Here is an 11821-nt window from a genome sequence, read left to right as displayed (position 1 = left end):
ACCTGCGGGAGCGCGCACTCGACGGTTCGTCCTCGCGGCGGCCGGCTCAGGAGAGGGGGACGAGGTCCAGCTCCTGGAAGTCGGCGACCTCGGGCTCCCAGGAGCTGGCGACGAAGTCGCGGTGCGCCGGGTGGGCGTCGTAGGCGCGGTAGGCGGTCTCGTCGGCGAAGGTCATCGCGAACTGGAAGCGGTGGAGGCTCTTCGGGCTCACCTGCCGGGAGACCTGGAAGTCCTCGACGCCGGGGACGCCGGTGAGCACCTCCCGCCCGCGGGCCAGGAAGGCCGCCTCCTCGGCCGAGCCCTCGGCGTGCACCAGCGCGAACGACACCGTGTGACGGATCACCGGCACCTCCTCCTCGTCGGGGCGGGGCCCGCGGCGCCCCGGTCCTCGGGACGGCGGCCCGCCGTGCTGGCCGGTAGTCAAGCCCTCCGGGTGGCCGGGGAGCGCGGCGGGGTCCCGTCACCGCGGAGGAGGGCGGATGTCAGCCGGGTGTCGCCCGGCCGTCACCTGCCCGGGTGAGAGTGCCGTCATGACTCGTGTGGATCGTCGGACGTTGCTGCAGGCCGGCCTGGCGGGCGGGGTGGTGAGCGCGCTCGGGTCCGTGCCGGCGTTCGCGCACCGGCCCGGTGCTCGCCCGGCCCTCACCCACGGCGTGCAGAGCGGGGACGCCACCGCCGACGCCGCGACCCTGTGGGCGCGGGCCGACCGGCCCGGCCGGCTCTGGGTGGAGGCCAGCCGCCGGCCCGACTTCCGCGGCGCGCGCCTGGTCCGCGGTCCGGTGGTGACGCCCGCGACCGACCTGACCGGCAAGGTGCGGCTGCGCGACCTGCCCGCCGGCTCCGACGTCCACTACCGGGTGCGCGTGGAGAGCCTCGAGCGGCCGGGGCTGCTGAGCCCGCCCGTGCCCGGCCGGCTCACCACCGCGCCGCGGCGCCGGCAGGACGTGCGGTTCGTCTGGACCGGCGACGTCGTCGGCCAGGGCTGGGGCATCGACCCGGCCTTCGGCGGGCTGCAGATCTTCGAGTCCATGCGCCGCCGGCGCCCGGACTTCCTGCTGCACAGCGGGGATACCGTCTACGCCGACGGCCCGCTGCAGGAGTCGGTGACGCTGCCCGACGGCCGCGTCTACCGGAACCTGGTCACCGAGGCGAAGTTCAAGGTCGCCGAGACGCTGGACGAGTACCGCGGCCAGTACGCCTACAACCTCCTCGACGAGCACTACCGGGCCTTCACCGCCGAGGTCACCCAGGTGAACCAGTGGGACGACCACGAGGTGACGAACAACTGGTACCCGGGCGAGGTCCTCGACGACCCCCGCTACACCGAGCAGCGGGTCGACGTGCTGGCCGCGCGGGCGCACCGGGCCTTCCGCGAGTGGCTGCCCATCCCGTCGGCGGTGGCCGGCCCGCTCTACCGGCGGCTGTCCTACGGGCCCTCGCTCGACGTGTTCGTGCTGGACATGCGCAGCGCCAAGGACGCCAACGGGGCGAACGACGGCCGGGACCGGACGCGCGGCACGCTGGGCGAGGCCCAGCGGCGGTGGCTGGTGCGGGAGCTGAGGAGCAGCCGCGCCACCTGGAAGGTCATCGCGAACGACCTGCCGCTGGGCCTGGTGGTGCCCGACGGCCCCACCGCCCAGGAGGGCGTGGGCCAGGGCGACGACGGGGCCCCGCTGGGCCGCGAGGGCGAGTTCGCCACCGTGCTGCGGCAGGCGCACCGGCACGGCGTGACCGGGATCGTCTTCCTCACCGCGGACGTGCACTACACCGCGGCCCACCACTACGACCCGTCGCGGGCCGCCGTGCAGGACTTCACCCCGTTCTGGGAGTTCGTGTCGGGGCCGGCGCACGCCGGCGCGTTCGGCCCGAACGCCCTGGACGGCACCTTCGGCCCCGAGGCGGTGTTCGTGCACGCCCCGCCGGTGGCCGGCGCCTCGCCGGCCGAGGGCTTCCAGCACTTCGGCGAGGTGAACGTCGACGGCCGCACGGGCGAGCTGCGGGTCGACCTGCGCGACCGGGCGGGCACCTCGCTCTGGAGCACCACCCTGGTCCCCGAGCGCCACCACCGCTGACCGGTGCCGCCGGACCGGCCCGAGCGGCCCGGTCCGGCGGTGCGCCCGCCTCAGACCCGGCGGGCGGTGACGAGGAGGTACTCCCACTCCATCACGCCGTCGTGCAGGGCTCCGTCGGCCAGCGCGGCCAGGGCGGCGTCGAGGGCCTCGGTGCGGTCCGGGTCCCCGGCCAGCGCGCGGTAGACGGCCAGGGTCGGGCCGTAGCGGGCCTTCATGAAGTCGCGGAACTCCGCGCCGTCGGCGAAGCGGTCCACCCGGAGCCTCTGCTGCCGGGCCACCAGGTCGGTCACCCTTTCGCCGAGCAGCGCCCGGACGTGGTCGGCCCGGCCCCACAGCGGCGCCGGCGAGGCCCCGGGCGGAGGCGGCGGCGCGAAGGGCTTCATGGTGGCGAAGAGCTGCCCGATGAAGCCCTCCGGCGTCCAGCTGAGCAGGCCGAGCGTGCCGCCGGGGCGGCAGACCCGGACGAGCTCGTCGGCGGCCTGCTGGTGGTGCGGGGCGAACATCACCCCGATGCAGGACAGCACGACGTCGAAGGCGGCCTCCCCGAAGGGCAGCGCCTCGGCGTCCGCCGTCCGCCAGGTCAGCCGCCCGCCGGCGCCGTCGGGGTCCTCCCCGGCGGCGCGGGCCCGGCCGACCTCGAGCAGCTCGGGCGTCAGGTCGGTGGCGGTCACCACGGCCCCGCGCCGGGCGGCGGGGACGGCCGCGGTCCCGGTCCCGGCGGCGACGTCGAGCACCTGCTGGCCCGGGCGGACGTCGACGGTGTCGACGAGGACCCCGCCCAGCCCGCCCACCACCTGGTCGGCGACGGCGGGGTAGTCGCCGCTGGCCCACAGGGCCGCGTGCCTCGCCTTGAGTGCACGGTCCTCGGGGGTGCTGGTCGGGGGTGCGCTGGTGCTGGTGCTGGTCATGGGGTGCCTCCGCCTCGGTGGTCGATGACCGCACGCTAGGGACACGGGAGCGGTCCCCGCATCGGTGCCGACGCGCAACCGGGTCCCGGGTCGTTGCCGGCGTGGCGGCTGGCGCGCAGTCCCGGCGCGCAGCCTCAGGCGCGGGAGAGCAGCTGGGCGACGGCCGCGGTGCGGGCCGTGCGGCCGTGCAGGCCGAGCTTGGCGTAGGTGTTCTGCAGGTGCCGCTCGACGGTGCGGACCGAGAGCACGAGCGTCCCGGCGATGGTGTCGTTGTCGCGCCCGTCCGCGGCCAGCCGCAGGATGGCGAGCTCCCGCGGGGAGAGCACGTCCGCGACGTCGCCGCCGACGCCGGCGACCGGGACGGGCGCGGCCGGGCGGTCGGGCGCCAGGAACGCGGTGAGCTCGCGGAGCAGGACCGCCCAGGCGGGCTCGTGCTCCAGCACGATGTGGTTGTCGCTCTCCAGGGCGACCAGCCGGGCCCCGCGGATCGCGGCGGCCAGCCGGCGGGCCTGCTCGAAGCCGTTCATCTGGTCGCCGCGGCTGTGTAGCACCAGGGTGGGCAGGTCCAGCCCGGCCAGCCGGCCGCTCGCGTCGGTGACCTGGCGCTGCGCGCGGGCCAGCACCGCCGTCTCGGCGTCGACGGCCATCCGCTGCAGGTCGTCGATCCAGCGCATCTGCTCCTCGCTGCCACCCGGGATCATCAGGCTGGTGAACACCCGGCGGAACTCCGGCGTCGGCCGCGACCAGCCCACCCGGATGAGGGCGGTGAAGGCGGCGTCCAGCTCCAGCTCCTCCCGGGTCGCCCCGACCTTCGCGCCGGCGTAGCTGCCGTAGAAGGCCAGCCGGCTCAGCCGCTCGGGGTGCCGGGCGGCGTACTCGATGGCGACCGGCCCGCCCTGGGCCATGGCCAGCAGGGCGAAGCGCTCCAGCCCGGCGTCGTCGGCGACGGCCTCGAGGTCGGCGACGCGTGCGGCCAGGCCGTGGTCGGTCACGCCCCGGTCGGAGAGCCCGTGCCCGCGCTCGTCGAAGCGCACCACGGTGGCGATCCGGCCGAGCTCGACGAGGTAGTGCCGCCAGACCGGGCTCTGCCAGTCGAACTGGAGGTGGCTGAGCCAGCAGCTGTCCACCAGCAGGGGCGGGCCCGAGCCGTGCACCGCGTAGGCGATGCCCACGCCGTCGGCCGAGCGGGCGAAGCGGATGTCCTGCACCGACTCCGTCCCGGCCGCCTCCATCTGGTGATGGTAGAGCGCCCGGGCGCGTCCGGACAGGGGTCGCCGGGGCCCAGCGCGGCTCCTGCTCGGGCGCGCGGGCCGGTCAGCCGAGCGCGGCGGCCGCCCGCTCCACCGGCAGGGCGGCGACGTAGTGCTCGATGAACTGCGCGAAGCCGGCGACGTCGGCCGGGTCGGGTTCGACGGTCTCCAGCGCGGCACCGGCGAAGACCCGCTCGGCGAGGTAGTCGGCCAGCGTCTGGCCCTCCGCCCGGCCGGCCCGGAACGCGGCCAGCGTTGCCATCCCCCAGGGGCCGCCCTCGGCCGCCACGTCGCCGACGGTGACGGGGGTGTCGATGGCGGCGGCCAGCAGGGCCTGGCCGACGCCCTTGGTCCGGAAGAGCCCGCCGTGAGCGAACATCGCGTCCAGCCGGGCGCCCTCGTCGCGCTGCAGGACGTCCATCCCGAGGCGCAGGGTGGCCAGCGCCGAGTACAGCTGGACGCGCATGAAGGTGGCCAGGTCGAAGGTGCTGCCGGGGGAGCGCAGGAACAGCGGACGGCCCTCGTCCAGCTCGGTGATCGGCTCGCCCGAGAGGTAGTTGAAGGCCATCAGGCCGCCGCCGTCGGGGGCGCCGTCCAGGGCGGTGGTGAGCAGCGTGCCGAACAGCCGCGCGGAGTCCACCTCGACGCCCAGGGCGCCGGCGAACTCCCCGAACAGCCGGACCCAGGAGTTCAGCTCGCTGGCCCCGTTGTTGCAGTGCACCATCGCCACCAGGTCGCCGGCGGGGGTGGTGACGAGGTCGAGCTCGCGGTGCACCCGGCTCAGCGGCTGCTCCAGCACGACCATGGCGAAGATGCTGGTCCCGGCGCTCACGTTGCCGGTGCGGGGGGCGACCGAGTTCGTGGCCACCATGCCGGTGCCGGCGTCGCCCTCCGGCGGGCACATCGGGACGCCGGGCTGCAGCGCGCCGGAGGGGTCGAGCAGCCGGGCGCCCTCCGCCGTCAGCTCCCCGGCCGGGTCGCCGGCCGTCCGGACGACGGGTAGCAGGTCGGCCAGCCGGAGCGTGGCCCCGTGCTCGGCCACCAGGGCGTCGACCTGCGCGAGCATGCCGGCGTCGTAGCCGCCGGTCGCGACGTCGATGGGGAACATGCCGCTGGCGTCGCCGACGCCGAGGACCCGCTCGCCGGTGAGCCGGGCGTGCACGTAGCCGGCGAGCGTCGTGAGGTGGGCGACGTCGGCGACGTGCGGCTCGTCGTCGAGGACGGCCTGCACGAGGTGGGCGACGCTCCAGCGGTGCGGGATGTTGTACCCGAGGAGCTCGCTGAGCCGCTCGGCCGCCGGCCCGGTGCTGGTGTTGCGCCAGGTCCGGAACGGGGTGAGCAGCTCGCCGTCCGCGTCCAGGGCGAGGTAGCCGTGCATCATCGCGGAGACGCCGAGCGCGCCCACGGTGGTCAGCTCGACGCCGTGGCGGCCCCGGACGTCGGCGACCAGCCCGGCGTAGGCCTCCTGCAGCCCGGACCAGACGTCCTCGAGGGCGTAGGTCCAGCGCCGGTCCACGAACTGGTTCTCCCAGTCCGAGCCGCCCACCGCGAGCGGGGCGTGGTCGGGCCCGATCAGCACCGCCTTGATCCGCGTCGACCCCAGCTCGATCCCCAGCGCGGTGCGCCCCTGCGTGATGGCGTCCCGGGCGTCCGTCGTCATGTCGCTCACGGGGTCATCTTGCCCGGTCGCGGCCCGGGTCACCTCCTCCGCGTCCGGAGCGGGCTCAGCGCCGCCGCCAGGGGAGCCGGACGGCCGCCGGTCCGCCGTCCAGGCCGGCGACGTCGACGGCCACCGCGCCGCCGGTCGTGTCGACGACGGCGCGCCCGCTCAGCACCACCGCGGCCGCGGCGTCGGCGGCGTCGCGGTGGAAGGCCAGCGGCGTGCGGCCCGTCCGGTCGACCAGGGCGACGAGGCCGTCCGGGGTGTCCAGCCAGCGCGTCCACGGCTCGTCCTCGCCGCGCGCGACCGCCGGGTCGACCCGGGTGGCCGCGCGGAGGGTCTCCCCGACGACGCCGGTCCAGCGGCCGAGGTCGCGCAGCGAGCGCTGCTGGATGGCCGGGATCTCACCCGCCGCCGTCGGACCCACGTTGAGCAGCAGCCGCCCGCCCCGGGAGACGACGTCGGCCAGCAGGGTCGCGAGCTGGTGGCCGGACAGCACCACGGACTCGTCCTCGACCTGGTTGTAGCCGAAGGAGAGGCCGATCCCGCGGCACTGCTCCCAGTCGGTCCCGGTCTCGACGTCGGTGCCGTGCTCGTACTCGCTCGTCCGGTAGTCGCGGTGCGTCTCGCCCCACCGGTCGTTGACCACGCCGTCGGGGTTGCCGGCGTAGAAGTCGCGGAACAGCTCGTGCAGCGACCAGGCGCCGGTCCGCTTGCCCGCGTCGGGCCAGTCGATGTCGTTCCACAGCACGTCGGGGGCGTAACGGGCCACGAGGTCGCGGACGTGCAGCAGCGCGTAGCAGTTGTACGCGGCGTCGACGGGCCGCAGGCTGCCGACCTCGGCCATGGTGGTGTGCGGCCCGAAGCTGCTGGTGCTCCAGTCCAGGCCGCCCGAGTAGTAGACGCCGAAGCGCATCCCGGCCGACCGGACGGCCGCGGCGAGGTCGCCGACGAGGTCGCGGCGGGGCCCGCGGTGCACCGTGTTGCGGGTGCCGGTGCCCGGGGCGTCCCACAGCGCGATCCCGTCGTGGTGCTTCGTCGTGGGCACGACGTAGGAGGCGCCGGCCTCGGCGAACAGCGCCGCCCAGGCGGCCGGGTCGAAGCGCTCCGCGGTCCAGGCGTCGAGGAAGTCGTCGTAGGGCGCGTCGCCCCAGGTCTCCCGGTGGTGCGCGGCGGCGGGGCTGCCGGGGATGCGGATGGTGTTGGCGTACCACTCGGCGTAGGCGTTGTGGGCGAACCACTCCTGCTCGGGGACGGCCCCCAGCGCGCCGCTGGGCTCGGCCCAGGCGGGCACGGAGTACGCACCCCAGTGGACGAAGATGCCCAGCTTGGCCCGGGGGACCCAAGCGGGCAGGGGCCGGGCCAGGTCGTCCCAGGCCGACGCGTCGTCCTCGGGACGAGCGGGACGGTCGGCGGGGGAGGCGTCGGTGGTCATCGGGGCTCCTGGGGTCGGGACCGGCGGCACCGCGGCGGCCGGGCGCGCCGGTGCAGCCGCGGCGACCCGATCATGGCCCGCCGTCCGGCCGGCCGCTCAGCCGGCCCGGTCGACCTGGCGCCAGCGCTCGCGCGTCAGCCGGTAGAGCCGGAACGGGACCTGGTCGAAGGCCGTCTCGCCGGCGGGCTCGAACCCGAGCCGGGCCACCGCGCGGTCCGGGTTCCGCGTCCGGGGGAGGGCGGTCGTCACGGCGGTGAAGCCGAGGTCGTCGAAGCCGCGGCGCAGGAGGACCCGGGTGACGATGGCGCCGGCGCCCCAGCACTCCGGCCGCAGCACCAGGGCGAGGTCGGGCCCGTGGTCCTCGCGCTGGAACCCGCCCCAGCCGGCGAACGCGCCGTCGAGCAGGATCGCCCAGGGGCCGTAGCCGTCGGCCGCCCAGAGCGCGTCCTTGCCGCGCACCCAGGCGGCGGTCGACCCCGCCGTCACCGCCCCGCGCGCGAGCGGCAGGTGCCGGGCGTTCCGCGGCTCCGCCAGCAGGGCCGTCACGTCGGCGAGCGGGACCGCGGTCAGCCGGACCAGCTCGACGGGCGGGTCGTCGGCGTCGGGCGCGGCGGGCGGCGGGGGTGGAGGGGGCATCGGCGGCACCTCCGGACGGGACGTGGGGACGTCAGGGTCTCAGGACGCCTGACGGGGACGGGTGTCCCGCAGGGTCCGGAGCTCGGCCTTGCTGGCCACCCCCAGGGTGCGGTACAGCGCCGTCAGCTGGGCCTCCAGGGAGCGCTTCGAGACGTAGAGCGACTCCGCGATGGCCTGGTTGGTCCAGCCCTCGAGGACGAGGGTGAGGATCTTCTGCTCCTCGCCGGTGAGGGCCGGCGGGGTGGCCGCCCGCAGGTGCGGGGTCGCGCCGTACCAGGTCATGGCGGCTCGCACCTCGGTGCCGAGCCCGGCGGCGATGACCGGCCAGGTGAGGCCGGCCTCCAGCGCGGACGCCACCGCGCGCCGGCGCTGCTGCTCCAGCTCGTCGGCGGCGGTGCGCTGCCGCACGAGGTGGGCGTAGACGTCGGACTGCTGCGGCGTGAGGGGCTCGGTGAGCGGGTCGCTCGCCAGGTCGGGACGCACGGCTACCTCCGGATCCGCCGCCGCGCCGGTCAGGTGACCGGTCCGACGGGCTGGAGGTGTTTCCCCGCCCGGCGCCGTCGTGGATGCACCGGGCCGCGCGGCCGGCGCCGGCCCGGGCTAGAGGACGACCCCGAACCAGGCCAGCGCGACGTCGCGGGCGAAGCGCAGCGCGACCGCCCCGAGGACGACCAGGTACCAGACCGCGACCACCGAGACGGCGTAGGGCCGCAGCCGGCGGCCCAGCCGGGCGGGCCCCGCCCCCAGGTGGCCCGCGGCCGCCACCTGCAGGGTGACGCCGACGACGGCCGGGATGGTGACCGCCCAGACGAGCAGGCACCACAGGCACAGGGCGCCGATGACGTAGAGGCTCTGGGTCTGCAGCCAGGTGATGAGGGCGGCGGCCAGCAGCACGCCGACCTGCAGGCCCCGCCAGTACCAGCGCGGCAGCGCCGTCCGGCCCAGCAGCAGCGCGCCGGTCAGCAGCAGGACCGGGAAGCCCATCAGGCCCAGCAGCGGGTTGGGGAAGCCGAGCAGCGCCCCGGCCCGCGACGTCATCACCGGCCCGCAGGCGACGAAGGGGCTGAGGTCGCAGGCCAGCGTCGCGCCGGGGTCGGACAGCAGGCGGAAGCGGTCGACGGTGAGCACCAGCGCGGCGACCAGCCCGAGCACCCCGGCGACGACGAGGACCAGCCCGAGCCCGCGGGTGCCCGCGAGCGGGTCGGGGCCGGTCCCGACGTCGAGGTCGTCGTCAGCGGCGTCGTCGTCGAGCTCCGGGTCGAGGTCCGGGTCGTCGAGGTGCAGGTCGGTCACCGCCGGCCCGGGCCGCATCGGGGCGTCGTCGTGCCGGGCGGCGGGGGCCGTCCCGCCGTGCTCAGCCACGGGCCAGCTGGGCGACCCGGTCGCGCAGCTCCTGGCCGCCGACCGTGGGCACCGTCTGCCCGTTCAGCTGCAGCGTGGGGGTGGACTGCACGCCCCGCGCGGCCGCGTCGGCGGTGTTGGTGGCGATCCAGCCGGTGTAGCGCTCCTGGCCGATGCACTGCTGGGCCGCCTCGTCCACCCCCTGGTCGGCTGCCCAGCTGCGCAGCTGGGCGGCCGACCAGCCGTCGGTGGCCGCGCTGTGCTGGGCGTAGAGGGCGGCGTTGACGGCCGGCCAGCGCTCGGGGTCCTCGACCGCGACGCAGGCTGCGGCGCTGCCGGCCGCGGTGCCGTAGTCGGTGACGATCTGGATGTTGTGGTAGCTCACCGAGACGCCCCCACCGGCCACCAGCTGGTCCAGGACGGGCCCGTTCGCGGCCTCGTACTCCTGGCAGTGGGGGCAGGAGTAGTCGACCCAGAGGTCGATCTTCGCCGGGGCGTCGGCCGGACCGACGCGGACGGCCGAGCCGTCGACGGCGAACGGCACGGAGACGCCCCCGACGGTGGTGGTGCTGCTGACGACGGGCGGGCCGCCGGCGCCGTCGGCGGCCGGTCGGCGGCCGACGAGGACGGCGGTGGTGACGATGCCGACCACGAGGACGGCGACGGCGGCGACGACGCCGAGCTGGACGACGAGGCGGCGCCGGCGGGCGGCGGCCGCGGCCAGCCGGGCCTGCTCGCGGGCGGCCTGGCGGCGGTTGCCGGCGGCGGGCCCGGGGGCGCGGCGGGACGTGCGGGACATGGGTTCTCCTGAGTGACGTGGGCTGACCACCGCGCGGCGGCGCGGGGCGCGGCCGTGCGGTGGGACGACGTCGGCCGCCCGGGTCGGGGTGGCGGCGTCGCTGGGGGCGGTCAGGCCAGGAGCGGGGGGCCGCGCGGGACGGCGGTGGTGCCGGGGCGGCGGGCCGCGGCCCGGCGGGGAGCGGGGGTCGCCGGGCGCCGCCGGGAGGCGGTGGACCGGGTGCGCAGCACCGGGACGGCGGCGGCCACCCGGTCGACGGCGCGCCACAGGAACGCCTCGCCGCGGGACAGCAACCACGCGGTGGCCAGCACGGCCGCGGCGTGGGCCGCCCACATCCCGAGCTCGGTGCCGGCGGCCGGCGCCGCACCGGGAGCGGGCGGGCAGCCCGCCGCCGCGTGGTGGACGTGCGGGCCGGTCAGGCAGCCGAGGACCGCGGGCGGCAGCGCGCTGGCGCCGAGGGCGACGTGCAGCCCCAGCTGCTCCACCGCGAGCAGGGCGAGCAGGCCGGCCGGCCGGCAGCGGCGGGCCGTCGCGGTGACCGCGACCAGCCCGACGAGCAGGGCCAGGACGACCAGCACGCCGGCCGACGGGAGCCGCCCGCCACCGGCCAGGTGCGCCGTGCCCGCGAGCAGCAGCGAGGACCCGCCGAGGACGCCGGCACGGACCAGCCGGGCGACGCCGCGCAGCGGGTGCCCCGGTCCGGCGTCGGTGGTCGCGCGACCCGCGGCGCGCGGGTCGGCGGGGCGGGTCACCGCCCCAGTCTAGGGAGGGGTGCCGACACGGACCGGCTCGTCGCGGGCGGGGCTCCGCTCCCGGGCGCGGGTCGGGTGCCATCCTCGTGCCATGTCCGACGAGCACGGGTTCTGGTCCTCGACGGACTTCCCCTACACCTGCCTGCGCGACCGGCGCCGCACCGCCACCCTGGCCGAGGTGGTCGCCGCCACCGTCCGGCCCGGGGACGTCGTGCTCGACGCCGGGGCCGGCACCGGGATCCTCGCCCTCTACGCGGCGCGGGCCGGCGCCGCCCGGGTGCACGCGGTGGAGACCGACCCGGTGCTCTGCCGGCACCTGCGCAGCACCGTCGAGCGCAACGGCTACGCCGACGTCATCGAGGTGGTGGAGGACGACGTGCACACCTTCGCGGCGCCGACGGTGGACGTCGCGCTGGTGGAGCTGGTGGAGACCGCGCTGGTCGACGAGGCGCTCGTCTCGGCCTACAACGCGCTGCTGGCCCTGGGCACCGTCGGCGCAGCCACCCGCTGCCTGCCGAGCGGCTACACGACCTCGGCGCAGCCGGTGGTGACCGACGACCGCTACGACGGCTTCGAGATCGTGGCGCTGCGCCACGACTGGCCCTTCTACGCCGACCAGCCCGACGTCTGGGGCACCTGGGCCTGGGCTCCGGCCGGCCCGGTGACGCCGGTCTGGACCGGGGTCTTCACCGGGGAGCCCGTCGAGCCGCGGGTGGACGTCGTCGTCGCCGTCGACGACCCGAACCCGCGCGTGAACGGCCTCCGGCTGACGGGGGAGATGGTGATGCCCGACGGCCGCGTCTGCGGCGAGTTCGCCTCCCTCAACGGGCCCAAGGTGCTGCCCCTGCCGCCACGACCGGCGGGGGCGGCCGCCGTCCGGCTGGGCTACACGATGGCCGGCGGCCTGGCCGGCCTGGACCTCGCGTGGGTCTGACCCGCCCCGGCGGCGGCAGCGCGGGAGGGAACCG

Annotated in this window: 12 protein-coding genes; 2 read left to right on the top strand and 10 right to left on the bottom strand. The window is 76.7% G+C overall.

Annotated features, from left to right (window positions below; all coding sequences use genetic code 11):
- Window positions 1–46: 46 nt before the first annotated feature.
- Complete coding sequence (locus JOF54_RS05050) at window positions 47–343, bottom strand: Dabb family protein (protein ID WP_210053571.1); 297 nt, start codon at window positions 341–343, stop codon at window positions 47–49.
- A gap of 187 nt (window positions 344–530) precedes the next feature.
- Between JOF54_RS05050 and JOF54_RS05045 the strand changes: the two genes are divergently transcribed.
- A complete protein-coding gene (locus tag JOF54_RS05045) occupies window positions 531–2072 on the top strand; it encodes an alkaline phosphatase D family protein (RefSeq protein WP_210053569.1) in 1542 nt (513 codons plus the stop codon).
- Between the two features lie 50 nt (window positions 2073–2122).
- Here the strand turns inward: JOF54_RS05045 and JOF54_RS05040 are convergent, their stop codons facing one another.
- The 9 genes from JOF54_RS05040 to JOF54_RS05000 all read right to left on the bottom strand — a co-directional run bounded on the left by JOF54_RS05040 (window position 2123) and on the right by JOF54_RS05000 (window position 10853).
- A complete protein-coding gene (locus JOF54_RS05040; protein WP_210053566.1) occupies window positions 2123–2980 on the bottom strand; it encodes a class I SAM-dependent methyltransferase in 858 nt (285 codons plus the stop codon).
- A gap of 134 nt (window positions 2981–3114) precedes the next feature.
- The gene (locus JOF54_RS05035; protein ID WP_210053564.1) at window positions 3115–4212 is read right to left on the bottom strand and encodes an alpha/beta fold hydrolase; all 1098 of its coding nucleotides are present in this window, start codon (window positions 4210–4212) and stop codon (window positions 3115–3117) included.
- Between the two features lie 82 nt (window positions 4213–4294).
- Window positions 4295–5890, bottom strand: a complete 1596-nt coding sequence (locus JOF54_RS05030; RefSeq protein WP_210059360.1) for a xylulokinase — start codon at window positions 5888–5890, stop codon at window positions 4295–4297.
- A gap of 64 nt (window positions 5891–5954) precedes the next feature.
- The gene (locus tag JOF54_RS05025) at window positions 5955–7325 is read right to left on the bottom strand and encodes an alpha-L-fucosidase (RefSeq protein ID WP_210053562.1); all 1371 of its coding nucleotides are present in this window, start codon (window positions 7323–7325) and stop codon (window positions 5955–5957) included.
- 96 nt (window positions 7326–7421) lie between these two features.
- The gene (locus JOF54_RS05020; protein ID WP_210053561.1) at window positions 7422–7961 is read right to left on the bottom strand and encodes a GNAT family N-acetyltransferase; all 540 of its coding nucleotides are present in this window, start codon (window positions 7959–7961) and stop codon (window positions 7422–7424) included.
- Between the two features lie 39 nt (window positions 7962–8000).
- Window positions 8001–8444 carry a helix-turn-helix transcriptional regulator gene (locus tag JOF54_RS21785; protein WP_210053559.1) on the bottom strand — a complete coding sequence of 148 codons (444 nt, stop codon included), beginning with the start codon at window positions 8442–8444 and terminating at the stop codon, window positions 8001–8003.
- Between the two features lie 117 nt (window positions 8445–8561).
- Window positions 8562–9323, bottom strand: coding sequence for a vitamin K epoxide reductase family protein (locus JOF54_RS05010; RefSeq protein ID WP_210053557.1), 762 nt, complete (start codon window positions 9321–9323; stop codon window positions 8562–8564).
- The gene (locus JOF54_RS05005; protein WP_210053555.1) at window positions 9316–10101 is read right to left on the bottom strand and encodes a DsbA family protein; all 786 of its coding nucleotides are present in this window, start codon (window positions 10099–10101) and stop codon (window positions 9316–9318) included. The genes JOF54_RS05010 and JOF54_RS05005 overlap by 8 nt, the downstream gene beginning before the upstream one ends.
- A gap of 110 nt (window positions 10102–10211) precedes the next feature.
- Complete coding sequence (locus tag JOF54_RS05000) at window positions 10212–10853, bottom strand: hypothetical protein (protein ID WP_210053553.1); 642 nt, start codon at window positions 10851–10853, stop codon at window positions 10212–10214.
- A 91-nt stretch (window positions 10854–10944) separates the two neighbouring features.
- Between JOF54_RS05000 and JOF54_RS04995 the strand changes: the two genes are divergently transcribed.
- A complete protein-coding gene (locus tag JOF54_RS04995) occupies window positions 10945–11787 on the top strand; it encodes a 50S ribosomal protein L11 methyltransferase (protein ID WP_210053551.1) in 843 nt (280 codons plus the stop codon).
- Window positions 11788–11821: the final 34 nt, after the last annotated feature.

It is taken from the genome of Microlunatus capsulatus (assembly GCF_017876495.1).
Taxonomy (GTDB): domain Bacteria; phylum Actinomycetota; class Actinomycetes; order Propionibacteriales; family Propionibacteriaceae; genus Microlunatus; species Microlunatus capsulatus.
Note: the sequence above shows the minus strand (reverse complement) of the source record. Positions and strands in the feature narration are given on the sequence as shown.